Below are 25361 nucleotides of genomic sequence, written 5' to 3' on the forward strand. Positions count from 1 at the left end.
TCACCCCCTCACAACCGCACCAGCATCAGCGCTGCGACCACGACGGCCGCACCGGCGAACATGTACAGGGCGTACGAACGGACGAAGCCTGTCTGCAGGCGTCGCAACGAACCCGAGAGCGTCCCGACGGCGCTCGAGATTCCGGAGACGCCGCCGGTCACACCGGTGTTCTCGACTGCGACCAGCGTGCGCACCATTCCCTGACCGGGGCGCATGAACGCCGCTTCGTCGAACGCATCTCCGTAGAGGTCGTTGCGCGCGGCCACGGTCAGCGCCGACACATCGTCGGGAGCCGTGTCGGGGATCTGGCGGGTCGCGTACTGCCGGTAGGCGGCCCCGACACCGGCGAGGACCACCGCGAGTGTCATGAGCGTGACCAGCCATACCGGCAGACCACCCTCGTGGTGCGCGGATCCGACGACCGGTTCGAGCCAATGCTGCAGCGACCCACCGAGAACGAGCAGAGCACCGGCGGCAACCGAGCCCACGGCGAGCAGGATCATCGGCCACACCATGATGCCCGGGGATTCGTGGGGATCGGCATCCTCACTCCAACGACGTTCCCCGAAGAACGTCATGATCATCACGCGGCTCATGTAGAAGGCGGTCAGGCCTGCGCCTAGCAAAGTGGCGGCACCGAGGATCACGCCCTTCGCGCCCGGCTCGGCGAACGCCACTTCGATGATCTTGTCCTTGGAGAAGAAGCCTGCGAAGGGAGGGATACCGATGATCGCGAGATACCCGAGCCCGAATGTGATGAACGTGAGCGGCATGAGTGTGCGCAGACCGCCGTAGCGTCGCATATCGGTCTCGTCGTTCATCCCGTGCATCACCGATCCGGCGCCGAGAAACAGCCCGGCCTTGAAGAATCCGTGAGTGAGCAGATGCAGGATCGCAAAGGCGTAGCCGGCCGGACCGAGCCCCGCCGCGAGCACCATATATCCGATCTGGCTCATCGTCGACGCTGCGAGCGCCTTCTTGATGTCGTCCTTCGCGCAGCCGATGATCGCGCCGAACAGGAGGGTTGCGGTGCCCACGACGACAACCGCGAGTTGCGCCACGGGTGCTGCATCGAAAACCGTGTGGGCACGGGTGATGAGGTAGACACCTGCGGTGACCATCGTCGCGGCGTGGATCAGAGCCGACACCGGTGTGGGCCCTTCCATCGCGTCGCCGAGCCACGACTGCAGCGGCAATTGTGCGGATTTCGCGCATGCGGCGAGCAGCAACGCCAAGCCGAGTGCAGTGATCGTGCCTTGGTCCGCGAAAGGAACTGCTGCGAACACCTCGTCGTACGACAGCGTGCCGAAAGTCGCGAACATCACCATGAGGGCAACGAGCAGACCGATATCGCCGACACGGTTGACCACGAATGCCTTCTTCGCCGCGGTCGCGGCGGTGGGTTTGTGCTGCCAGAACCCGATGAGAAGGTACGACGCCAATCCGACGCCTTCCCAGCCGAGATAGAGGCCGAGGAAGTTGTCGGCGAGCACGAGCAGCAGCATCGCGGCGAGAAAGAGGTTCAGGTACGCGAAGAAACGACGTCGGGCGGCGTCGTGCGCCATGTAGCCGATCGAGTAGAAGTGGATCAGCGAGCCCACCCCTGTGATCAGCAGGACGAAGCACATCGACAGCTGATCGAGCTGCAACCCGAAGTCGACCTGCAGGCTCTCCACCGGGACCCACACGAACAGGGTCTTCTGTGCTGTGCGTTCCGCGGTCGCGGCGCCGAGCATGTCGGCGAAGGCGACGAGTCCGAGTACGAACGACGCGAGCGCGGTAGCGCATCCGAGCAGATGCCCCCACGGGTCACTGCGGCGCCCGGCCAGCAGCAGTACGGCGGCGCCCACGAGTGGCAGAGCCGGAATCAGCCAGATGATCGTGGCGATCGACGAGCTCATGACGCACGTCCTCTCGTCGCTTCATGTGGAGTCACACTCACCCGTCCTGACGGTCAGTACTTGAGGAGGTTGGCGTTGTCGACGGACGCCGAACGGCGGCTCCGGAAGATCGTGACGATGATCGCGAGTCCCACCACCACTTCCGCGGCGGCCACGACCATCGTGAAGAACGCGAACACCTGGCCGTGCAGATTGCCATGCATCCGGGCGAACGTGACGAATGCCAGATTGGCGGCGTTGAGCATCAGTTCGATGCTCATGAACACGACGATCGCGTTGCGCCGCAGCAGCACTCCGGATGCGCCGATCGTGAACAGCAGTGCGGACAGATACAGGTAGTTCTCCGGATTCACACCTGACCCCCCTTCTCCGTGGTCTTCCGGACCGGGTCTTCCTCCTGGGAACGTCCCCTCTCCCGAAGCGTCGTCGGACCGGGTACACCCAGATCTGTTGGTTCCCAGCCGCGGCCGATCCGCCGGAGCAGTGGACCGACGGACTCGTCGGAGAAGGAGCCGTCGGGCAGCAGTGCCGGGACGTCGGCGGCGTTGTGCCGTGCATACACACCCGGCGAGGGCAGCGGGGTGACCCGACCACCCTCTCGGAACCGGCGCTCTGCCAGTTCCCGTTGCGTTTCCCGAGGCCTGATGCGTTCGCGGTGTGCAAGCACCATCGCACCGACCGTTGCGGTGATCAGGAGCGCGCCGGTGAGTTCGAAGGCCCACACGTAGTCGAGGAAGAGCAGTTCGGCGAGCGCTTCGACGTTGCCCGCCCCGTTCGCGTCGTCGAGACCGACCATTGCTGTGGTCGCAGCGTTACCGAGACCGCCGATGAGCAGGATCCCGAATCCGAGTCCGACCACGATGGCGAGTACGCGTTGCGCCCGCAGGGTTTCCACGAGTGAGTCGGATGAGTCGATACCGACCAGCATGAGTACGAACAGGAACAGCATCATGACGGCACCGGTGTAGACGACCACCTGGACTACGCCGAGGAACAACGCGCCCTGGGCGATGTAGAAGATCGCGAGCACGATCATGGTCATGGCGAGGAAGATCGCGGAGTAGACCGCTTTCGCTGCGCCGACCACACCGAGCGCCCCAATCACAGCGACCGTGCCGAGGATCCAGAACTGCACCGCCTCCCCGGTCGACGTCGCGTCGGCCGCGAGCGCAGCGGCGGTCACGATGCCTGCTCCACGTCACCGTCGGCTCTGCTTCGGGAGGCGTCGGGCGCAGGCACGGTGCCGCGGTAGTAGTCGTCGTGGGTTGCTCCCTGCGCCATCGGGTGCGGTAGGGCCTGCATTCCGGGTTCGAGGGGCGCGAGCAACCTGTCTTTGGTGTAGATGAGGTCGGTGCGGTTGTCATCGACCATCTCGTAGTCGTTGGTCATGGTCAATGCACGGGTGGGGCACGCTTCGATGCACAGTCCGCAGCCGATGCAGCGGAGGTAGTTGATCTGGTAGTCGAGCCCGTATCGTTCGCCCGGCGAGTAGCGTTCGGTCTCGGTGTTGTCGGCGCCTTCGACGAAAATCGCGTCGGCGGGACAGGCCCATGCGCACAACTCACAGCCGATGCACTTCTCCAGTCCGTCGGCGTAGCGGTTGAGTTGGTGCCTGCCGTGGAAGCGGGGCGCGGTGGGTGTCTTGACCTCGGGATAGAACTCGGTGTTGGGCTTTTTGAACATCGTCGACAGGGTCACGCCGAAACCCGCCAGCGGGCCCAGGAATTCAGACATCGCTCGACTCCTTGGATGTGGATGGTGCAGCGCGGACCGGGATCGGCGGCACCGGGAATCCTCCGGCCATCGGGTCGAAAGCGGACCCGGCCGGTGGGGCGGTGGTGTGCCGTGTTCTGTCGCGGCGGCGGGAACGGATCGTCAAGTAGACGAACAGCGCTACGGTGAGGAGCGCACCTGCGACGACGAGGGTGGCCGATTCCGGTACGACATCGTCGGCGGCGAGTTGCCGCACGACGGCGACGACCATCACCCAGATCACGGCGACGGGGATGAGCAGTTTCCATCCCAGCGCCATGAATTGGTCGTATCGCAAGCGTGGGAGGGTACTGCGCAACCACACGAAGACGAACAGCACACCCCACACCTTGAGGACGAACCACAGCACCGGCCACCAGCCGGAATTCGCCCATGCGCCCATGTTGAACGGCCACGGTGCGTGCCAACCGCCCAGGAACATCGTGGTCGCCAGCGCCGAGACGGTGATCATGTTCACGTACTCCGCGAGCATGAACATCGCGAAGCGCAGCGATGAGTATTCGGTGTGGAAACCTCCGACGAGTTCGCCTTCGGCCTCGGGGAGATCGAACGGTGCACGGTTGGTTTCGCCGACCATCGACACCGAATAGATCAGGAACGACGGAATCAGCAGCACGATGTACCACAGACCGTCCTGTGCGGCGACGATACCCGAGGTCGACATCGTGCCGGACAGCAGAAACACAGCCGCGAAGGTCAGGCCCATCGCAATCTCGTAGGAGATCACCTGCGCCGTCGAACGCAGCCCACCGAGGAGCGGGTATGTGGACCCGGACGCCCAGCCTGCGAGGACGATGCCGTAGACCCCGATCGAGGTGACAGCCAGGATGTAGAGGACGGCGACCGGAAGATCGGTCAACTGCAACGGTGTGAGGTGTCCGAACACCGACACCGAGGGACCGAACGGGATCACTGCGAAGGCCATGAACGCGGGTGCGGTCGCGATGACCGGTGCCAGCAAGTAGATCGGCTTGTCGACGCCGGTGGGTGTGATGCCTTCCTTGAGGCCGAGTTTGATGCCGTCCGCGACGGTTTGGAGCAGACCTTTCGGGCCGACCCGGTCGGGCCCCACCCTCATCTGCATCCAGGCCATGACTTTGCGTTCGGCGAGGATCAGCACGAGCGTTGTGAGAACGAGGAACGCGAAGATCGCGATCGCCTTGGCGATCACGAGCCACCACGGATCGATGCCGAACATCGACAGGTCGACATCGTGCGCGCTGATGGTCGGGGATGCTCCGACGGTCATTGTCGTGCCCCCTCACCGACGGCTGCTGCGGCGCGGATCCGCACGATCGCTCCCGCGTCGACGGCGAGTCGTTCGTGTACTTCCGACCCGGCAGTGCGGAGGGGAATCCACACGACGCGGTCAGGGAGGGCCTCGATCACCAACGGAAGGGTGATCTCGCCGCGCTCCGTCGACACCGTCAGTGGGTCGCCCTCACGCACACCCACCTCGGCAGCGGTCGCGGCGGACATGCGCGCGACGGGTGGCCGCGCGGTCCCGGCAAGGTGCGGTTCGCCGTCCTGCATGCGTCCGGCGTCGAGGAGCATCCGCCACGTCGACAGAACCGCCTCACCCAGAACAGGTTTCGGTTCCTCTACCGGCGTTGCCGGAGAGAGTTCGATGTGGGCACTGCGCCGTTGCCCCAATTCGACGAGTTCGGCTCGGGCCGATGCCTCATCGCGAATGCCGAGCGGGACGCCCATCGCCTCGGCAAGTGCGTCGAGGATGCGGAGGTCGGAGAGTGCCCCGGTGTCGGGTAGCGCGACCGGGAACAGCCGCTCACGTCCTTCCCAGTCGAGGAAGGTTCCGGCTTTCTCGACGACGGGGGCGACGGGGAAAACGACGTCGGCCCGGTCAGTGATGTCGCTGCGCCGGATGTCGAGGCTCACCACGAACGCCGCGGAGTCGAGTGCGGTGCGGACAGCGTGCGGATCGGGTAGGTCGGTGACGTCGACACCTGCGACCACCAACGCGGAGAGGTCCCCGGCTGCCGCGGCGGCGAGGATGCCCGCAGTGTCGCGACCGGGCACCTCGGGTATCGGGTGTGTGTCGGGGCCTGTGCCCCAAACCGATTCGACTTCGCGCCGCGCTTCGGCATCGGTGACTGCGCGCCCCCCGGGAAGGAGCGTCGGGAAAGCGCCTGCTTCGAGCGCGCCTCGGTCGCCCGCGCGACGGGGTACCCACGCCAGCCGCGCCCCGGTGACGTCGGCGAGGCGCACGATCTCGCTCAGTGCGCCGGGCGCTGCGGCGAGCCGCTCCCCTACCAGAATGATCGCGCCATCCTCCCGCAGCTGCCCGTCGAGTTCCGGACGCCCACCGGAGCGCAGGTCGTCGAACACTCGGGCCTCGTCGCCGGGGACACATGCGAGAAGGGTGCCGGACATCTTCTCCAGCCCTCGGCTCGCATACGACGCCACCGACCACACCGCCGTGCCCCGCTTGCGGACGGCCTTGCGCAGCCGCAGGAAGATCAGGGGTGATTCCTCTTCCGGTTCGAGGCCGGCGAGGAGCACGACCGGGGCCTTCTCGAGGTCGCTGTAGGTCACGGACATTCGTGTTCCTGCGATCCTGCTCCCGAGGAATGCGGTCTCCTCTCCGGTGTGTGCGCGTGCCCGGAAGTCGATGTCGTTGGTCCCGAGCGCAGTGCGTGCGAACTTGGCGTATGCGTAGGACTCTTCCCAGGTGAGGCGTCCGCCGGTCAGCACGCCCGCATTGCCACGGGCGGCAGTAAGCCCCCTGGCCGCAACGGTGAGCGCGGCAGGCCACGACGCCGGAACCAGCACCCCTGCGGAGTCGCGGATCATCGGACCGGTGAGACGGTCCGGTTCGGTGGCGTAGGTGAACGCCCACCGACCCTTGTCGCAGTTCCATTCCTCGTTGACCTCCGGGTCGTCGCCGGCGAGACGGCGCATCACGGATCCGCGACGGTGGTCGGTGCGTTGCGCGCAGCCTCCGGCGCAGTGTTCGCACACGCTCGGGGTCGAGACGAGATCGAACGGCCGGGCCCGGAATCGGTACGCACTGCCGGTGAGCGCTCCGACGGGGCAGACCTGCACGGTGTTGCCGGAGAAGTACGATTCGAATGGTTCCTCGGTGTAGATGCCGACTTGCTGCAGGGCACCTCGCTCGAGCATGTCGATGAAGCGGTCGCCGGCGATCTGATCGGAGAACCGGGTGCACCGGGCGCAGAGCACACATCGTTCCCGGTCGAGGAGAACCTGCGACGAGATGGCGATCGGTTTGGGATAGGTGCGTTTGACGTCGTCGAAGCGGGTCTGAGGTCGGCCGTTGGACATCGCCTGGTTCTGGAGCGGGCATTCACCACCCTTGTCGCAAACCGGGCAGTCTAGAGGGTGGTTGATCAGCAGGAGTTCCATCACCCCCTGCTGCGCTTTGTCGGCCACGGGCGATGTGGCCTGAGTCCGCACGATCATCCCGTCGGTGACGACGGTGGTGCACGAGGCGAGCGGCTTGCGCTGTCCTTCGACTTCGACGAGACACTGTCGGCACGCCCCGACCGGGTCGAGAAGCGGGTGGTCGCAGAACCGGGGTATCTGGATACCGATGAGCTCGGCGGCCCTGATGACCAGAGTCCCCTTGGGGACTGTGATCTCGCTTCCGTCGATGGTGGCGGTGACGAGGTCGACGGGGGTCGTGCCGTCGGCTCCCGTCTCGGCTGCGGCGGTCATCGGCCTTCTCCTCCGATCGCGTGCACACCGGGCAGCGTTGCCAGGTGGGGGTCGAACGGGCATCCTCCGTGTTCGAAATGTGCGACGTATTCGTCGCGGAAGTAGGCGAGGGAGGACGTGATCGGGCTGGTGGCGCCGTCACCGAGCGCACAGAAGGCCCGGCCGAGGATGTTGTCGGCGATGTCGAGTAGTTTCTCGAGGTCGGCTTCGGTGCCGCGTCCGTGTTCGAGCCGGTGCAGGATCTGTTCGAGCCAGTACGTCCCCTCGCGGCACGGGGTGCACTTGCCACACGACTCGTGCGCGTAGAACTCCGTCCACCTCAACACGGTGCGTACGACGCACGTGGTGTCGTCGAAAATCTGCAGTGCGCGGGTGCCGAGCATCGACCCGGCAGCCCCCACACTCTCGTAATCGAGTGGGACGTCGAGGTGTTCGTCGGTGAAAATCGGGGTGGACGAGCCCCCGGGTGTCCAGAACTTGAGACGGTGCCCGTGACGCACGCCGCCGGCGAGGTCGAGTAGTTCGCGCAGGGTGATACCGAGCGGGGCCTCGTACTGGCCGGGGTTGTCGACGTGGCCCGACAGCGAGAACATGGCGAAGCCAGGGGATTTCTCGGTACCCATCGAGCGATACCACTCGACGCCGTTGCGGATGATCGGTGGCACGTTCGCGATGGATTCGACATTGTTGACCACGGTCGGGCATGCGTACAGACCCGCGACGGCGGGGAACGGCGGTCGCAGACGTGGCTGTCCGCGGCGGCCTTCGAGGGAGTCGAGCAGGGCGGTTTCCTCCCCGCAGATGTACGCGCCGGCACCCGCATGTACAACCAGTTCGAGGTCGAATCCGGATCCGAGAATGTCGCGGCCGATATATCCGGCGTCGTAGGCTTCGGCGACGGCGGCCTGCAGTCGGCGCAGCACCGGTACCGCCTCACCGCGTAGATAGATGAAGGCGTGCTCAGCGCGGATCGCGTACGCCGAGATGATGACACCTTCGATGAGCGCGTGCGGGGTCGCGAGCATCAGGGGTATGTCCTTGCAGGTGCCCGGTTCCGATTCGTCCGCGTTGACGACGAGGTAGTGCGGCTTTCCGTCGCCCTGAGGAATGAACGACCACTTGGTGCCGGTCGAGAATCCGGCCCCACCGCGTCCACGCAGACCGGATTGTTTGACGTCGTCGATGATCTCGTCGGGATCCTTGTGCAGCGCGATCTGCAGTGCCTCGTACCCGCTGTGGCGCCGGTACGTCTCGAGAGTCCAGGACCGGTCCTCGTCCCAGTATTCGGTGAGCACGGGAGTCAGGGTGGAGTCGAGTGGCTCATCGTGCACGACGGGGTCGTCGGTGACGGGGGGCGCCTTCATGTTCTTGTCTCGAGCGACGCGCAGACCGACGACCGACGGCTTACCAGCACTCCCTCCGGCTTCGAGCGCCCCTGGGCGAGTATCCGGGAACCCTGCAAGGAGACGCGCCGTGTCGCGGAAGGTCCGCAACGGCGCGCCGCGCGTGGGCTCGGGGGGCGCCCCGGCCAGCAGATCGTCGACGAGCGCCGTTGCGGAGTCGACGGTGCGATTGTCGAACAGTTCCCAGTTGACGGTCATCACCGGCGCGTAGTCGCATGCGGCATTGCATTCGATGTGTTCGAGCGTGATCGCGCCGTCGGATGTGGTGCCGCCGTGGTCCACACCGAGGCGATCGCAGAGCGTGGCGTAGATGTCGTCGCCGCCCATGGTCGCGCACAACGCGTTGGTGCACACACCGACGTGGTAGGTACCGGTCGGAGATCGGCGGTACATCGTGTAGAACGTGGCGACGGCGGCTACCTCGGCCCCGGTCAATCCGAGATGTCCGGCACAGAACTCGATACCCGCCGGGGAGACGTAACCGTCTTCGGACTGCACGAGGTGCAGCAGCGGCAGCAGCGCCGACCTGCTCTGCGGGTATCGGGCGATGATCTGCAGGGCGTCGCTGTCGAGGCGGACGCGGACATCGTCGGGATAGCTACGGCGATCTCCGGGCCGTACGAGCAGGACGTCTTCCTCCGGGCGCGGGCCGAGCGGAACGAACACCGGTTCGGCCGCCGCCGGCACGATGTGCTCAGTGCTGCTCATCTGTCCACTCCCCCCATCACCGGGTCGATGCTGGCGACCGCTGCAATCACGTCGGAGATCATGCCGCCCTCGCACATCGCGGCGACCGCCTGCAGATTCGTGAACGACGGGTCGCGGTAGTGCACTCGATAGGGGCGGGTACCGCCGTCGCTGACCATGTGCACTCCGAGTTCGCCACGGGGCGACTCGACCGCAACGTAGACCTGACCGGCGGGCACCCGGATGCCTTCGGTGACGAGTTTGAAATGATGGATGAGATCTTCCATCGAGGTGCCCATGATGGTGCGGATGTATTCGAGCGAGTTGCCGAGACCGTCGGGGCCGAGCGCCAGTTGCGCCGGCCACGCGATCTTCCTGTCCTGGACCATCACCGGCCCTGGCCGCAGCCGATCGAGACACTGTTCGACGATCTTGAGGGACTCCCACATCTCCCCTACCCGGATCAGGTAGCGACCGTAGCAGTCGTTTCCGGTGTGGGTGACGACATCGAATTCGTAATTCTCGTATCCGCAGTACGGTTGTGCCCGGCGCAGATCGTGCGGGAGTCCTGTGGCGCGCAGAACGGGGCCGGTGACCCCGAGCGCCATGCACCCGGTGAGGTCGAGGTATCCGATCCCCTCGGTCCGCGCCTTCCAGATCGGATTGTCGTTGAGTAGTAGCTCCATGTCGCGCAATCGGATCGGCATGAGTTTCAGCAGGTCGCGGATTTTGGGTACGGCCTCGGAGGGGAGGTCCTGCACGAGACCACCGGGCCTGATGTAGGCGTGGTTCATGCGAAGGCCGGTGACGATCTCGAACACTTCGAGGACGAGTTCGCGTTCACGGAACCCGAACAACATCGGTGTGGTGGCACCGAGTTCCATGCCACCGGTGGCGAGGGCTACCAGGTGAGACGAGATGCGGTTGAGTTCCATGAGCATCACACGGATGATCGACGCGCGTTCGGGGATCAGGTCGGTGATGCCGAGGAGCTTCTCGACACCGAGGCAGTAGGCGCTCTCGTTGAAGAACGGCGACAGGTAATCCATGCGGGTCACGAACGTGACGCCTTGCGTCCAGTTGCGGAACTCGAGATTCTTCTCGATTCCGGTGTGGAGATAGCCGATTCCGCATCTGGCTTCGGTCACCATCTCGCCGTCGATCTCGAGTATCAGACGCAGTACGCCGTGGGTGGACGGGTGCTGCGGGCCCATGTTGACCACGATGTGGTCTTCTCCTGCGGCGCGTGCTGCAGCACTGATCTCGTCCCAGTCCTGGCCCACCGCGTCGTAGACGGTTGTTCCCGTATCCGACTCCATCGCAGCGTCGTTCGTCAACTGTAGGCCCTCCGCTCGTCCGGTGGCGGGATCTGTGCGCCCTTGTACTCGACGGGGATTCCGCCGAGGGGATAGTCCTTGCGTTGCGGGTGTCCGTTCCAGTCGTCGGGCATCTGGATCCGGGTGAGGGCCGGATGACCGTCGAAGACCAGACCGAAGAAGTCGTAGGCCTCACGTTCGTGCCAGTCAGTTGTCGGGTAGACGGCGTGGAGGGACGGAATGTGAGGATCGGTGTCGGGCGCGGTGACCTCGACGAGGATGCGACGGTTGTGGGTGATCGACATCAGGGGATACACCGCGTGTAGCTCACGGCCGGTGTCCTCGGGGTAGTGCACGCCGCTGACGCCGAGGCACAGTTCGAAGCGTAGTGCGGGATGGTCGCGTAGGGTGCGCGCGACCGGTGGGAGGTGCTCGCGGCGCACGTGCACGGTCATCTCTCCCCGGAACACGACGATCTTCTCCACGGCGGCCACGAATCCGTCGGGCTCCACGTCGTCGAGGGCATCCTCGATGGTGTCGGCGAGATCGTCGAGGTAACCGCCGAACGGCCTCGGGCTGCTGCCCGGCAGAGAGATACGGCGCACGAGCCGGCCGTATCCGCTGGTATCCCCGCTCCCGCGGATACCGAACATCCCGCGGCGCTGCGCGATGACCTCCGGCGCAGCCGAATCCGGTGGGTTGAGGTCGGTCATCGGCGCGGCACCTTCAGCTCGATGAGCGGACGCTGCGCGAGCACGGCCTGTTCTGCCGCGCGCACCGCTTCTTCACGGTTGACTCCGAGCGGCATGTGCTGGATCTTGTCGTGCAGCGCGAGAATCGCGTTGATCAGCATCTCGGGGCGCGGTGGACATCCCGGCAGGTAGATGTCGACCGGCACCACATGGTCGACGCCCTGCACAATCGCGTAGTTGTTGAACATGCCTCCTGATGATGCGCACACGCCCATCGACAGAACCCATTTCGGTTCGACCATCTGGTCGTAGACCTGGCGGAGAGCCGGTGCCATCTTCTGGCTGACACGTCCGGCGACGATCATCACGTCGGCCTGACGCGGTGATGCACGGAAGGCCTCCATACCGAATCGGGCGATGTCGAAGCGTCCCCCCGCGGTCGACATCATCTCGATGGCGCAGCATGCGAGACCGAACGAGGCGGGCCACAACGACCCTTTACGGGCGAAGCCGGCGAGGACTTCGACCGTGCTGAGCAGAAATCCGCTCGGGACCTTCTCTTCGAGACCCATATCCGACTCGTACCACCTTCGACAAGATTGTGGATCTTATTCGGGCGCAATCGATTTACGGAGTGATTCTTCGGAGGTCGTCCGTCAATCCCATGTCAGGCCACCCCGCCTCCACTCGTAGGCATATGCAACGAACACGTTGAACATGAACAGGGCCATGGCGAGCAGGCCGAACATCCCGAGTGCATCGAAGTGGATCGCCCAGGGGTACAGGAACACGATTTCGATGTCGAAGATGATGAACAGCATGGCCGTCAGGTAGTACTTGACCGGAAATCGGCCGCCTCCGGTGGGCTGCGGTGTCGGATCGATGCCGCATTCGTAGGCGTCGAGCTTCGCCCGGTTGTAGCGACTCGGACCGGCGATGCTCGCTACCACCACGGAGAAGAGCGCGAATGCGAGCGCAACTGCGCCGAGCACCAGAATCGGCACGTAGACGTTCATCGGCACCTCCGGTTCCGAACGTCGAACCCCGGTCGTGTGGCCGTCGGACATTCGGACATCCTGTGAGCCACGGCACACACACTAGTGCTGATGACGCGGGACTTGTCCAGGATTCGACACGCATTCTTCGGCGCGGCGTGTCCGCCTGTTCGAGCCCCTCATGAGGAGTAGTCTCTGCGCCCCGACAAGGGCGGATCGGATCAGCGTGCGGGTGCCGGATCGGCGCCGGGTAGCAGGAGCCTGACGACCTCGCGGCCGAGCTTCATCGGGTCGATCGGGTGCGCCACGACGGCCTCGGCCCGCGACCACGATGCGAGCCAGGTGTCGTCGGGACGCCCGATGATCACAACGACCGGCGGGCACGGGTCGATTTCGTCCTTGAGTTGCTTCGCAATTCCCAGACCACCGGCGGGCGCGGTCTCACCGTCCAGAATCACCAGATCGATCCCGCCCGCGTCGAGGTGCGAGAGGACGACGGGGGCGGTGGCGACTTCGATGTACTCGAGGGGTGGAAGGTCCGGGTGCAGCATCGTGCCCAATGCGGCCTGTACGCGGCTGCGCACAGTGGCGTCGTCGCTGTACACGAGGATCTTCAGAGTTGCGGGACGGCTCTCGGCATCACTCACGGGCCCGATGCTAGATCGTCACCGACGTCACCGGACCGTTCGGTCGGACCCGTACGGCGTGTCGTGCCGAACCGGTCGGTCTGCTCAGTTGTATACCGACCAGAATTCGAGCATGGGTTCTCGCGCCAGTTCCGTTCCGCCTTCGGTGATGAGCAGGACCCTGTCGTCGAACCGGTAGGTCACTCCGGCGTTGGTGACTTCGAATCCGTCCGCGACCACGATCGGGTCGTCGATCTCGATGCCGGATCCGTCCTCGACCCTGATCCCCTTGTAGTAGAGGCGGTCGACGCCGGTCCTGCACACGACGATGAGCGAGTCCGCGGTGCGTGCGATACCGAGCGCCTCGTTGTCCGCGTTGCACCGCGGACCCACCTCGTCGACGAATCCCTGCGCGTCCGCGTCGGCCACCGTGACGGCTCCCCGCGGGGATCTCGCGCTGGTGGTCCGTGCCGTGGTGACGTATGCGGTCGTGAGTGGGGTGCTGGTGGTCGACACAAGTGTCGTCGTGGGGGCGCGCGTTGTCGTGGGTTCCTGGGCAACCGTCACTGTGCTGACGCCCGTCGATGGACCGGCAATCGTCTGCGGATCGTCCGAATCGCTTCGCGTACCGACCCACGCGATCACGACACCGACGGCGACGAGCGCGGCGACCGCGCCCGCGATCAGTCCTCGACGACGGTTGCGCGCGGAAGCAATGGACGACCGCTCGGGAACGTTCGGACCCGCCCCTGGGTTCGTGGACTGTCGGGCGCCGACACGACTCGCGACTACACCCGGGTCCCGGTCCGTTGCAGCGTCATGATCCGACGCGAACATGTGCCGCGCAGCGATCAGAGCACCCTGCGCCACCACGATCTTGGGATCGTCGAGGGTCGCGACCCGAGCTATCCGCGACAGTTCCTGGTGCACAAGCGGAATCCGCGACGATCCGCCGGTCAGGTAGAGGGCGTGCAGGGAACCGGGCGCGATACCGGCATCGGCGAGCGTGTCTCGGACGAGGTCCACCGCCGACTCGACCTGCGGCGTGATCAGCGAATCGAACTCCGGCCGGGTCAGCGACAGAGTCGTCCGGGCTCTGGATCCGACGACCGCTATCGTAGCCGAGGGTGTCTCGGAGAGCACTTCCTTGGCGCCGCGAGCGGCCTCGTCGAGAGCACGGATCGCCTCGATGCTTCCGGGCGCCCCGTCGGCGAATTCGGCGCGTGTTGTGGCGTCGCGGTCGGCCACGTGGTCGAGAGCCCAGCGTCGGATGAGTGCGTCGAAGTTCTTGCCTCCTAGAGCGTTGTCGCCCCGCGCGGCCACGACGTCGAACGCCCCGGAGTCTGCGATCCGCAGTACCGCGACGTCAGCGGTTCCCCCGCCGAAGTCGAACACGGCGATCGAAGTACCAGGCGGCAGCCGAGCGGTGCGGGTGTAGTAGTAGGCCGCCGCGCGGGGTTCCGACACGGTGGTGATCGTGGACGGTTCGATTCCCCCACGCGAGGCCGCGTCGACCAGCACCGCGACGGTGGCATGCGACCACGCTTCGGGGTGGGTGAGTACGACACGCTCGGGCGGCACGTCGTTGTGCAGTACCGCCGCCCGACGCATCACGCTGCGCAACACTGCCGCGATCATCTGTGGCGGCGTCAGGTCCACATGGCCGGTCCGGATGAACGGCTGCAAGATCAGGCGTTTGGGCGCGGGCACGAAACCCTCCGGGTGGACAGCTGCCGCATTCTGGGCGGCGTCGCCGGTGAGAATCTCGCTGTCCGCGCGTACGAACACCGCCGAGGGCAACAGGTTGGACCGATGGGTGAGCGACACCGGATGGATCGAACCGTCGCCTGTCCGGGTGTGTGCGGCGGCTGTGTTCGACGTCCCGAAATCGATCGCGAGCCACCATCGTTCATCACTCATGATTCAGGAGACTAGTACTACACCCCGCACGGAACTTTCCTCCCGTTGCCCGGGTTGCCGTGGGTCGTGAGGCAACGGTGACCCGCGCGATCGGGGGAAAGCCTCGAAGCGTCGGTAGCAGTGGCCCGGTACTTCACGTGGTCAGACAGGGACCCGCACCGGTACCGCACTCGCCGTCGTCGATTCGTTGCCGAGCTCCCCGTTTCCGTTCTCTCCCCAGCAGAACACCTGCTCGTCCACGGTGGTCGCGCAGGTGTGAACAGCCCCGGTGGTGAGGGTCGTTGCCGCCGCGGGCAGTGTCACCGAGGTCGCTTCGGTCGACACACTGCCGGGCGCGCTGGTGTGCTGACCCCAGTCCGTCGTACCCCAGCACGAGACGGCACCGTCGTCAGTCACCGCGCAGGTGTGCCGCAGGGAAGCCGCGAGCGCGACGGCCCCGGACAGCGAAGCCTGCACGGGTTCGGATCGCGAGTCGGTGGTGCCGTCCCCGAGCTGGCCCCAGCCGTTCTCACCCCAGCAGTACGTCCGGTCGTCCTCGAGGGCAGCGCAGGTATGCCCGCGCCCTGCCACGACGAAGGTTGCCGCGGCGGGAAGCTTCACCTGCAGTGGATCAGCGATCGCGACGTCGGAATCGTTGGTGTATCCGCGTCCCAGCTGGCCGGAGGTGTTCGCGCCCCAACAGAAGACATCTCCGACGACAGTGGAGGCGCAGGTGTGGTTTCCTCCGGCAGCCAGCGACGTCATCGTGGGCAGGTCGATACGCCGAGGCGATTCGATCAGCTCGGTTCCCTCCTCACCGGCCTGTCCGTTGGTGTTGCGTCCCCAGCAATAGCCTTCACCGCCGTCCGTCAGGGCGCACGTGTGGTCCTCGCCGGCGCTCAGCGCGGTCACAGAGGCAGGCATGTCGATCCGCACCGGCTCGGTGCTGGGGTCGGTGGTACCCACGCCGAGCTGACCGAAAGTGTTGTAGCCCCAACAGTAGGTCGTGCCGTCGTCGAGGGCAGCGCAGGCATGCTCACGGCCCGTTCCGAGCGCGGATGCGGGAGAGGGAAGCTCGACCGGCACCGGTGAATATCGCGAATCGGTGGTTCCGTCTCCGAGTTGACCGGAGGCGTTGAGTCCCCAGCAACTGACATCACCACGAGAATCTGCGCACGTGAACCACCCGCCTGCGGAGACCGTGAACACGTCGTTCTGCGCAGGCGTGGACGCAGACCCTCCGCTCGCCACGGCGCCTTCACCGTCGTCGGAATCAGGCCAATAGACCGCGACACCGACGGCGGCCGCGATCACCGCCACCACCGCACCGAGCGCCGTGAGAGCTCGGCCTGAGATGCGGTTACGGTTCGATGTTTCCGCCCGCCGGGGCGCACGCACCGGCACGGTGGGGGCAGCCGCAGGCCTGCCGGAGCGGCCGGTGGCGGCGAGCGCTCCACGCGCGACCACGGTTTTCGGGTCGTCGAGGGTCGCAACGGGGCCGACCTGCCCGAGTAGGCTGTGCACCAACGGGATCCGCGAGGAACCACCAGTGAGATAGATCGCCTGCAACTGATCATGCGGGACGCGCCCCTGGGTCAGTGCGGCGCGGACGAGCGCGGTAGCCTGCTCGATCTGGGGGGCGATCAGGTCTTCGAACTCCCCACGGGTCAGGAGCAGGTTCTCGCGCCACGGTCCGCCTGCGGCCGACACCGTCGCGGACGGTGCGTCGGAAAGCACTTCCTTGGCGCGGCGCGCGGACTCCTCCAGGGCCCTTCGCGCCTGCAACTGATCGGGGCCGGAGCCGCGCAGGTACTCGGCGAGTTCAGGGTTGAGATCAGCGAGCTGGGACTCTGCCCAGTTGCGGACGAGTGCGTCGAAGTTCTTACCGCCGAGTCCATTGTCGCCGATGGCGGTGACGACCTCGAATTCGGCATCCGGGGTACTTCGCAGGATCGCTACGTCGACGGTGCCGCCGCCGAAGTCGAACACGGCGATCGCGGATCCTGCCGGGACGGGAGTGCTGCGGGAGTAGAAGTGCGCGGCGGCGCGTGGTTCGGACACCGTCACCACCGTCGATGGATCGATGCCTGCCTGCGCGGCGGCGTCGGTGAGCACAGCAACCACGTCCGCCGACCATCCTTCGGGGTGCGTGAGTACGACGCGGGAGGGCGGGACGCTGTTGCTGTGACGCAGTGCGCGGTGGTAGACAGTGCCGATCACTGCTGCGAACAGCGCTGCGCGGGGAACGGGCGTGCCACGAACCGAGACGGCAGGCAGACTCACGAGTCGTTTCGGTGACGGAACGAACGCTCCCGGGTCCGAATCAGCAGCATTGACCGCGGCATCGCCGACGAGGATGTCGCCGAGCGACCGCACCGGCACCGACCGGACGAAGACGGACGACACCATGAGATTGCTTTGATGCGTCAACGAGAGCGTGTGGATGCCGGTTCGCGCATCGGTCACGGCCGCAGCTGTGTTGGACGTACCGAAATCGATCGCCAGCGACCATTGTCCGATGCTCATGGCTCACGAGAGTAGGCGAGGGCACGCGACCATACGACCCAGCGGCGCCCGGGCGCGAAACACTGACCGAGCGTTGCTGCGTCACGGCGACTCTCCCCGGCCGCTGCGGTGTGGCTAGGCGACGGAGTGTTTGCCACGCTCCCGTACTGCGACGGCTCCCCGCGGGTGCGTTCGGCGCAGGTTCCGGACTCGCTCGCCAGCGGTGTGCAGCCGACCTGCTGCCGGCCCCGGCGTGATCATCAGGTGCGCCACGATGACGCACACACCCGTGAGCGCACCGTAGAGAACACCGGCCACAACCGATCCGGTGACCATGACCACCGTTGTTCCGACAATGAGTGCTGCGGACAGAACGAGAATGGCCAACGCTCTGCCCTGTGACGACCGGTCCCCCGACTCGGCGCGATGTTCGCCCATGATTTCCTCCCGTTTCCCACCCCGGAGCGGACTCGATCGCATCTCGTCGACAGAACCGAGCCTGACCGACGCGCGACCGCGGTATCCGAATGGACCGAAAGTTCCGCTCTTCACCCGCTACGCCCGGGCCGGCATCGTAGCGGGTAACAAAACACTACCAAATGTGATGAAAATCTCGCAACTGGCCTGTGGTGCGTCACCAAGCTGTTGCATCGGGGGGAAGACCGACCCTATTCGTCGCCGTCCGCGGACGTCCCGCCCTCCGGCGCATCGTTGCCCGACCAGGTGGCCCACAGCCGCGCATATTGCCCTCCTGCCGCAATCAATTCTTCGTGGGTTCCCGACTCGCAGACGAGACCGTGCTCGAGCACGACGACCCGGTCCGCGGTGACCGCCTGGGTGAGCCGGTGCGCCACCACCAACGAGGTCCGGCCGAGCACCGTGACGGCCGCCGAACTCTCGAGATCCCTGGCCCCGGCACTTCCGGCTTCGGCGGTCGCCTCGTCGAGAATCACGATCGCGGGGTCGGCAAGAAGGACGCGGGCGAGCGCGAGTTGCTGAGCTTGTGCGGCAGTGAGCCGATGACCGCCCTCGCCCACCACCGTGTCGATGCCGCCGGGCAGTGCGCGGACCCAGCCGGACGCACCCACCTCGGCGAGCGCAGCCTCGACCGCCCGATCGTCGGCGTGCGGCACGGCAAGTCGCAGGTCGTCGCGCAGTGTGCCTGCGAAGGTGTGTACCTCCTGGGTCACGATCACGAGACGATCGCGGAGCGTTGCTGCGAACTCGGCGAGCGGCACGCCGCCCAGCAACACCTCACCGGAGTCCGGGGTCATGCTGCCTGCCGCAATCGCCGCGAGCGTGCTCTTGCCCGACCCGGTCGGGCCGACCAGCGCGATCCGCTCACCAGGGGCAATCGTCAGGTCGATGCCGTGAAGTACCTCGTGTCCGTCGTAACCGTGGCGGATACCGCTCAGTCGCAGGCCCGAATCGGAGGGTACGCGAGGGTCGGCCACCGGAGGCGTGTCCTGGATCGAGACGACGCCGACCAGCCGCGCCAGACTCGCACCGGCCGACTGCACTTCGTCGAAGGTGAACAGGATCGCACCGAGAGGATTGAACAACTGGTGGAAAAGGAGCGCCGCGGCGGTGACCTGGCCGACCGAGACCGAGCCGTCGTCGACGAGGACGAAGCCCGCGGCCAGGATGCACGCCAGGCTCACGTACTCGGCGCGATTTCCGCGGCTCGCAAAGCGCGCGAAGATCGAGAACACATCGATGCCGAGCAGCCGCGCGCGGTCGGATGCCTGGTCCACGAGGTCTCGGTGTACAGCTTCGGCCCCGTAAGCTCGAACGGTGCGCTGACCCTGGATACTGCTGATCAGAGCCTGGGATCGCGCTCCCATCGCGACACGCTGCGCGGCGTATCGAGGAGCGGACCGGGGCAGGTACCACCGCAGCGCCAACGTGTACATCGGGACTGCGATCGCGCCGGCCAGTCCCAGGCGCCAGTCGATTCCGACCATCGTCGTCAGGCTCACCACGACGAGGAACAGCGCGGAGATCACCGGCGGAACGGCCTCGGAGACCGCCTTGTCGATCACGGCGACGTCGTCGCCGACACGCGCGAGTACGTCGCCCTTGCCTGCCTGCTCGACTGTGCGCATCGGTAGCCCCAGTGCGCGTATCACCGCCGCTTCGCGCAGGCGCGCAAGCACAGTGGATCCCAGCACCGCGACGAAATATCCGGCAAGGCCGGTGAATACGCCCGCTGCGATCGCCGCAACCGCGATGATCGCGACGATCCCGCCGAGTGCGGACATCGGCGCCGACTCTCGAACGCGGTCGACGAGTACCCCGAACATGTAGACGGGTAGCACGGTGGCTGCGGCGCCCAGCGCGGCCGTGACGACCGCCGCTGCAGCGACGGCTGATTTCCGGCGAACCGCCCGGCCGAGCCAGGCCCACGATTCGCGGGCGGTAGCGACCGGAAGTAGGCGGCGGTCGGCGTCGGGGATCATCTCGGTCATCGAATCACCGCCGCCTGGTAGACCGCGTCGGTTTCGGCGAGTCGGTGATGAGTCTCGGTGACAACGGCGCGACCGTCGTCGATCACGACGACACGGTCGGCGGCGGCGAGAAGCGCGGGGCTCGAGGTGAGGACGATCGTGGTACGCGGGTCGGTTCCGTGCCGGAGTTGGAGGAGGCCCTCCGCGATGTTCAGTTCGGTGACCGAGTCCACCGCGGTGGTGGGGTCGTGCAGGACAAGCACCGGCGGGTCGGCGACGAGCGCCCGCGCCAGTGCGATGCGCTGCCGCTGACCGCCGGACAGCGTCGTGCCGTCGTCGCCGACCGGGTGATCGAGACCAGCGGGATGCAGGTCCACGACGTCGCGGGCAGCGGATGCGTCGAGCGCGCGTTCGAGGTCGATCGACGCGGAAGGACCGCGTCCCGCGGTGATGTTGGACCCCAGGGTGCCCGCGAACAGGAAGGTATCGTGCGGTTCGGCAAGGATCAGGGTGCGGGCGAGCTCGATCGGAAGATCGCGGGCGAGCACCGATCCGACAGTGAACGTGCCGGTGTAGTCGTCAGCAGGGACCTGCGAGGACAGCAGCGCGAACACTGCGTCGGCGTCCTCCGGCCGGTATGCCACGATTCCGACGAACTCGCCGCGTTCGACGGTGAGGTCGAGTCCCTCTAGCGTCCGGTACCGGAGATCGGTGAGTTCGAGCACCGGGCCCCGCTCACTGTGGGTCACGTCGTTGTTGCCGGGGTGCAGCAGCGGCACGCTGTCGAGCACGCGCGCCACGCGGTCGGCCGACCCTCGTGACGCTGCGACGATCGCTGGGACCCGAGCCAAGGTGGTGAGCGGCTCTATCAGGAATTGAGCAAGACCCACGACCGTGATCACCTCGGCGAGGCCGATCCGGCCGCTGAGTGCCAGCCACCCCGCCCAGCCTGCGACCGCTACTGCGAGCAATGCGCTCGAGGTGGTAGAGACACCCGCGAACAGCGAGCGGACCTTCGCCGCGCTGAGCGTGGCGGTCAGAGCGTCGGCGCTGACAGCACGGAACCGCTCCCCCGCTACGGTCTCACCACCGATGCCGCGTAGCGGACGCAGTCCGGTGACGAGGTCTGTCGCGACGGCCGACGCGGTTCCGATGCGGGCCTGCTGCTCGGCCGTGCGGTGTGCGATGACAGGTGCGGCGAAGTGCAGTGCAGCCAGGAGCGCGGCCGTGCCGACCAGAACGCCGAGCCCGAGCGGCACATCGATCACGAACAGGATCACTGCCGTCGCGATCACCGCGACCGCGCTCGCAACAGCCCGGGCGACGAGGTCGAGGATCCATGTTGTGCGATCGGCGTCCGAGGTGGCGACGGAAAGCAGTTCTCCCGCGCGCATCTCGGTGCGGACACCGCGCGGGCGCAGGAGTGTGTCGGTGACCTCGACGCGGAGCCGGTGGCCTTCACCTTCCATCGCTGCAACGACGAGGCGCGCACCGAGCCGCCACGAGTAGGTGAGGGCAGTGAACAGCAGTGCGAGTGCGACCAACCAGGCCACCATCGCGGTCCGGTCGCCCGGGGCAATGGCGTTCGCGACGATCGCGCCGATGGCGACCGGGACGAGTGCCTCGAACAACTGGTGCAGTCCGCACAGCACCACGGCAACGGTCATGCGTGCGCGGTGTCGACGCAGTATCCGCCACATCAGCGCGTTTCCGCGCAACATCTGGTGCCGCTTGTCCACCGAATCTCCTGTCTGTGCCGGGTTCACCCTAGGTGAGGACGTTGCCGAGGACTCGTCCGCCACCTGAAGTTTCAGAATTTTTGAAAGTCATAGCTAGGTAAGGCTAGGCTGACCCGACAGTTCGGTGGGACGTCCCCTCGCCCCGCCCCGTCGAAAGGTATCCATGCACAACAGACTCGGCCGTGCCCTGCGCCGGCCCCAGCTCATCGCGATGGTCGCGGCCGGTGCACTCCTGCTCGGGGCATGCTCGAGCGACGACAGCGGATCCGACACCGCCGCGTCCGGCGAACCCGATACCGCCGCGTCCGGCGACTTCGAACCGGTGACCATCGAACACGCTCTCGGCACAGCCGAGATCACCGAGGCCCCCGAACGCATCGTTACCCTCGGTATGGGATCGGCGGAGACCGTGCTCGCACTCGGCACAGTTCCTGTGGCGATCGAGGAGTATCCGTGGGGCAGCGACGAGACCGGCTACCTGCCGTGGATCCACGAAGAGATCACCGAGCGCGGCGAAGAACTGCCTGTCCAGTTCACCGGTGGAACCGAGGTCGACATCGAAGCGATCGCCGCTGCGGAACCCGATCTGATTCTCGCTCCGTGGTCCGGGGTCACCCAGGATCAGTACGACATGCTCGACGGTATCGCGCCGACCGTCGCCTACCCGGAACTGCCGTGGACCATCACGTGGCAAGAGCAGATCGAGACGATCGGCACCGCAATGGGCAAGCACGATGAGGCCCTCGATCTCATCGCCGAGATCGACGACACTTTCGCGAAGGCACGCGCCGAGCATCCCGAATACCAGGACGTGAGCTTCTCCTACATCTACAACACCGGCCCCGCCACCCTCGGCGTCTTCCTCGCGAACGAGCAGCGTGTCGCGATGGTCCGCGGACTCGGGCTCACCGTCGACCCGGTTGTCGACACACTCGAGGAGACCGAGGGCACCGACTCATCGGTCATCGGCCTCGAGAACGCGCATCTGCTCGCCGACTCGGACCTGATCTTCACCTTCTACAGCGACCCGGACAACCGCGCAGAGATCGAGGCGCAGCCCGTTTACCAGCAGATCCCGGCGATCTCGCGAGGGTCGATCGTGGCACCCGAAGAACAACCGTTCGTCACCGGGTCGTCGATCATCAACCCGCTCACGGTGCCGTGGGCCCTCGACCGTTACGTCCCACTCGTCGACGAGGCGATCTCGAACCTCGACCGGTAACAGGCGGACATACCGAAAGGGTGAGGGCGGACAATGGTCCGCCCTCACCCTCTTCCGTCGTCGCGCGCGGCTTTGAACCGCTTCCACTCCGCGCCGAGTTTCCGGTTGTCGAGCAACCATCCCATGTAGTCGCGCATGTTCTCGACCCGGATGTGCGCCGCTGAATCCGGGTCCACCCGCGCGAGTGCCTCTTCCGCGAGGGACCGTTGGCTGCGCAGATATTCTTCCTCGATGTCGAGGAAGCCGCCCCACACGTCGTCGGCCATGACGAAATAGTGGGCGCGCTCCCCCGCACGCCGGACCCGTTGCACGAACCCGCGCGCGACGAGACGCCGTGTGTACGTCGATACCGAGCCTCGACTGGTTCCCAGAGCGCGGGCGAGTTCGTCGGCGCTGACCCCACCGGATTCGTCGACGAGGAGGTATCCCGCGATGCGCCCTTCAATTCTCGATGCTCCACCTGTCTGCCAATAGTCGGCGAATCGTTCGACGAACCACGACCTGACGTCGGTGCCGTCCGCCCCGCGGGAACTGCTCATGGCAGCCATTGTCGCAACCCACTTCTCGTCCGTTGTGCGGGTGGGTACGTCTGTGGGCCATCGACGGAAAGCGCTAGTGTGCGTGCATGGCAGGCAACGTGGCCCTTCGGATCATGCGTCTGCGGACACTGATAGACCACCCCGGCACCGGTGACGGTGAACGCGCCGCAGCACAGCGCATGCTCGACAGGACCCTGACCGTGTCACGCAGCCCTCGGCGCTCCGGAGACCGGACGTACGGTGCCCGGTACCACCGTGTCGGCCGACACTCGAACCTGTCGCGCATCGCGGAGATGATCCGCGAGGACATCGCTTTCGCGCGAGTCGTATTCGCACCGTCGACACAGCCGTCCCGACCCGCCGTGCACGACCCGATTGCAGATGCGCCTGCCGACGTCACCTATACCGTGCGGACACCCCATGATTCCGAGGTCGTGATCACTCTGGAGAATGTCCCGCAGGATTGGGGGTGGGTGTCGGAATTCGGAATCGACACCCCGAGTTCGGCGCTCCGAGCACTCGTCGACGACCTCGCCGACCTCATGAACGGATACAACCACGACGGCTCCGACATAGGCACACGCTTCTTCGGCAGAGTGCGCGTGGGCGACGAGACCCTGATGTGGTGATCAGCGGACGTTGACGTCCTCCCGGCCGTGAACGACCGAGATTCCTACCAGCGCCCGCTGGGCGCTTTCGGTGGGTTCCTGTTTCATCGAGCCGCGCTCCCCGCTAAGCAGGAAGACCTACCATCTCTCCACAGGCGTTTCGCCCCTCCGCCCGTCCAGCGGCGAGGATATTTCGTGCTGCATTGACATCGCGATCGTGGACCACACCACACCCCCGACAGGTCCACTCCCGCACCGACAACGGCTTCGATCCGTCGACCCGCCCGCACGCCGAGCACAGCTGCGACGACGGAAACCACCGATCCACCTTCACCAACACCCGCCCATACCGGGCGGCCTTCTCCTCCAACAACCGGGTGAACATGCCCCACCCGGCATCGTGCACCGACTTCGCCAACCGCGTCCGTGCCACACCCTTCACGCACAGATCCTCGACGAACACCACTTGATTCTCGCGGACGATCATCGTGGAGTGTTTGTGCGCCCACCCGCTGCGGGCATCGGCCACCCTCGCGTGAGCTCTGACGACCTCGAGGCGGGCCTTTGCCCGGTTCTTGCTGCCCTTGTCCTTGCGAGACAGATTCTGCTGCGCCCTGCGGAGTCTGCGTTCGGCGCGTCGGAAGAACCTCGGGGACTCGATGACCTTCCCGTCCGAGAGCACCGCGACCGTGGCGAGCCCGAGGTCGATCCCCACCTCGGTGTCGCACTCCGAGAGCGGCTCGTCGGTGGTCTCCACCACGAACGACACGAAATAGCGGCCCGCCGCATCCTTGATGATCGACACACTCGACGGTTCCGACGGCAACTCCCGTGACCAGGCGACTTTCAGCTCGCCCACCTTCGCGATATACAGCCTCTGGTTGCCTCGGACACTGAACCCGTTCCGGGTCAGCCGGATCGACTGCCGAGTGCCCTTGCGAGACCGGAACCGCGGAGCCCCCACCCTGCGACCCTTGCGCTTCCCGGACAGCGACTCGAACCAATTCCGATACGCGCGACGCGCGTCCTGACAGGCTTGGACCAACACCACCGACGCCACCTCGGACAGCCACACCCGCTGCGGAGTCTTCTTCGCCTCGGTGACCACCCGTTTCTGCACGGCGGTGTCCGAGATCTTCACCCCGGCCGCATACGCGTCCTGCCGGGAGCGCAACGCATCGTTGAACACCACCCGCGCGCATCCGAACGACCGGGCCAGCATGTCCTGCTGGCCGGGCGTCGGGTAGACGCGGTAGCGGTATCTGAGTTGCACGCCCGCACCGTACAAGCGACCACCGACACACACCGCTCGA

The 25361-nt window shown here is 66.0% G+C and carries 21 protein-coding genes; 2 read left to right on the top strand and 19 right to left on the bottom strand.

The features are described 5' to 3' along the window. Positions 1-8 precede the first annotated feature (8 nt). The 17 genes from nuoL to ACSYG9_RS24655 all read right to left on the bottom strand — a co-directional run bounded on the left by nuoL (position 9) and on the right by ACSYG9_RS24655 (position 21661). Complete coding sequence (gene nuoL, locus ACSYG9_RS24575) at positions 9-1901, bottom strand: NADH-quinone oxidoreductase subunit L (RefSeq protein ID WP_454840313.1); 1893 nt, start codon at positions 1899-1901, stop codon at positions 9-11. 53 nt (positions 1902-1954) lie between these two features. After that, positions 1955-2254, bottom strand: coding sequence for an NADH-quinone oxidoreductase subunit NuoK (nuoK, locus tag ACSYG9_RS24580; protein ID WP_054719375.1), 300 nt, complete (start codon positions 2252-2254; stop codon positions 1955-1957). Then, positions 2251-3084 (bottom strand): NADH-quinone oxidoreductase subunit J, encoded by an 834-nt coding sequence (locus ACSYG9_RS24585; RefSeq protein ID WP_454840315.1) that lies wholly within the window; start codon positions 3082-3084, stop codon positions 2251-2253. Before ACSYG9_RS24585 ends, nuoK begins: the two co-directional genes overlap by 4 nt. Further along, positions 3081-3635 (bottom strand): NADH-quinone oxidoreductase subunit NuoI, encoded by a 555-nt coding sequence (gene nuoI, locus ACSYG9_RS24590; RefSeq protein WP_454840317.1) that lies wholly within the window; start codon positions 3633-3635, stop codon positions 3081-3083. Before nuoI ends, ACSYG9_RS24585 begins: the two co-directional genes overlap by 4 nt. Next, positions 3628-4923 carry an NADH-quinone oxidoreductase subunit NuoH gene (nuoH, locus tag ACSYG9_RS24595; RefSeq protein ID WP_440124912.1) on the bottom strand — a complete coding sequence of 432 codons (1296 nt, stop codon included), beginning with the start codon at positions 4921-4923 and terminating at the stop codon, positions 3628-3630. Before nuoH ends, nuoI begins: the two co-directional genes overlap by 8 nt. Further along, a complete protein-coding gene (locus ACSYG9_RS24600; RefSeq protein WP_454840319.1) occupies positions 4920-7370 on the bottom strand; it encodes an NADH-quinone oxidoreductase subunit G in 2451 nt (816 codons plus the stop codon). The genes nuoH and ACSYG9_RS24600 overlap by 4 nt, the downstream gene beginning before the upstream one ends. Continuing rightward, positions 7367-9481 (bottom strand): NADH-quinone oxidoreductase subunit NuoF, encoded by a 2115-nt coding sequence (nuoF, locus tag ACSYG9_RS24605; protein ID WP_454840321.1) that lies wholly within the window; start codon positions 9479-9481, stop codon positions 7367-7369. The genes ACSYG9_RS24600 and nuoF overlap by 4 nt, the downstream gene beginning before the upstream one ends. Next, complete coding sequence (nuoD, locus tag ACSYG9_RS24610; RefSeq protein ID WP_440127798.1) at positions 9478-10779, bottom strand: NADH dehydrogenase (quinone) subunit D; 1302 nt, start codon at positions 10777-10779, stop codon at positions 9478-9480. The genes nuoF and nuoD overlap by 4 nt, the downstream gene beginning before the upstream one ends. Before the next feature lie 14 nt (positions 10780-10793). After that, entirely contained in the window at positions 10794-11489 is a 696-nt protein-coding gene (locus ACSYG9_RS24615; protein WP_440124915.1) for an NADH-quinone oxidoreductase subunit C, read from the bottom strand. Further along, the gene (locus tag ACSYG9_RS24620) at positions 11486-12040 is read right to left on the bottom strand and encodes an NADH-quinone oxidoreductase subunit NuoB (protein ID WP_440124916.1); all 555 of its coding nucleotides are present in this window, start codon (positions 12038-12040) and stop codon (positions 11486-11488) included. The genes ACSYG9_RS24615 and ACSYG9_RS24620 overlap by 4 nt, the downstream gene beginning before the upstream one ends. Positions 12041-12124: 84 nt before the next feature. Further along, positions 12125-12484 carry an NADH-quinone oxidoreductase subunit A gene (locus ACSYG9_RS24625; protein ID WP_440127799.1) on the bottom strand — a complete coding sequence of 120 codons (360 nt, stop codon included), beginning with the start codon at positions 12482-12484 and terminating at the stop codon, positions 12125-12127. Between the two features lie 200 nt (positions 12485-12684). Beyond that, complete coding sequence (locus tag ACSYG9_RS24630; protein WP_454840323.1) at positions 12685-13110, bottom strand: Rv3143 family two-component system response regulator; 426 nt, start codon at positions 13108-13110, stop codon at positions 12685-12687. Between the two features lie 84 nt (positions 13111-13194). Then, the gene (locus tag ACSYG9_RS24635) at positions 13195-15009 is read right to left on the bottom strand and encodes an Hsp70 family protein (protein ID WP_454840324.1); all 1815 of its coding nucleotides are present in this window, start codon (positions 15007-15009) and stop codon (positions 13195-13197) included. Between the two features lie 141 nt (positions 15010-15150). After that, on the bottom strand, positions 15151-17514 hold the full coding sequence (locus ACSYG9_RS24640) for an Hsp70 family protein (protein ID WP_454840326.1): 2364 nt from the start codon (positions 17512-17514) through the stop codon (positions 15151-15153). Positions 17515-17628: 114 nt separating this feature from the next. Then, a complete protein-coding gene (locus ACSYG9_RS24645) occupies positions 17629-17931 on the bottom strand; it encodes a hypothetical protein (RefSeq protein WP_440124920.1) in 303 nt (100 codons plus the stop codon). Positions 17932-18161: 230 nt separating this feature from the next. Continuing rightward, complete coding sequence (locus ACSYG9_RS24650) at positions 18162-19961, bottom strand: ABC transporter ATP-binding protein (protein ID WP_454840327.1); 1800 nt, start codon at positions 19959-19961, stop codon at positions 18162-18164. Next, the gene (locus tag ACSYG9_RS24655) at positions 19958-21661 is read right to left on the bottom strand and encodes an ABC transporter ATP-binding protein (RefSeq protein WP_454843036.1); all 1704 of its coding nucleotides are present in this window, start codon (positions 21659-21661) and stop codon (positions 19958-19960) included. The genes ACSYG9_RS24650 and ACSYG9_RS24655 overlap by 4 nt, the downstream gene beginning before the upstream one ends. 181 nt (positions 21662-21842) lie before the next feature. On the opposite strand from ACSYG9_RS24655, the gene ACSYG9_RS24660 reads away from it, so the two are divergent. After that, a complete protein-coding gene (locus ACSYG9_RS24660) occupies positions 21843-22901 on the top strand; it encodes an ABC transporter substrate-binding protein (protein WP_440124922.1) in 1059 nt (352 codons plus the stop codon). A gap of 44 nt (positions 22902-22945) precedes the next feature. Here the strand turns inward: ACSYG9_RS24660 and ACSYG9_RS24665 are convergent, their stop codons facing one another. Next, on the bottom strand, positions 22946-23440 hold the full coding sequence (locus tag ACSYG9_RS24665; protein ID WP_440124923.1) for a MarR family transcriptional regulator: 495 nt from the start codon (positions 23438-23440) through the stop codon (positions 22946-22948). Positions 23441-23526: 86 nt separating this feature from the next. On the opposite strand from ACSYG9_RS24665, the gene ACSYG9_RS24670 reads away from it, so the two are divergent. Continuing rightward, positions 23527-24069 carry a hypothetical protein gene (locus ACSYG9_RS24670; RefSeq protein WP_440124924.1) on the top strand — a complete coding sequence of 181 codons (543 nt, stop codon included), beginning with the start codon at positions 23527-23529 and terminating at the stop codon, positions 24067-24069. 103 nt (positions 24070-24172) lie between these two features. Here the strand turns inward: ACSYG9_RS24670 and ACSYG9_RS24675 are convergent, their stop codons facing one another. Beyond that, positions 24173-25321, bottom strand: a complete 1149-nt coding sequence (locus tag ACSYG9_RS24675) for an RNA-guided endonuclease InsQ/TnpB family protein (RefSeq protein WP_454840328.1) — start codon at positions 25319-25321, stop codon at positions 24173-24175. Positions 25322-25361: the final 40 nt, after the last annotated feature.

It is taken from the genome of Rhodococcus sp. SJ-2, assembly GCF_053750035.1.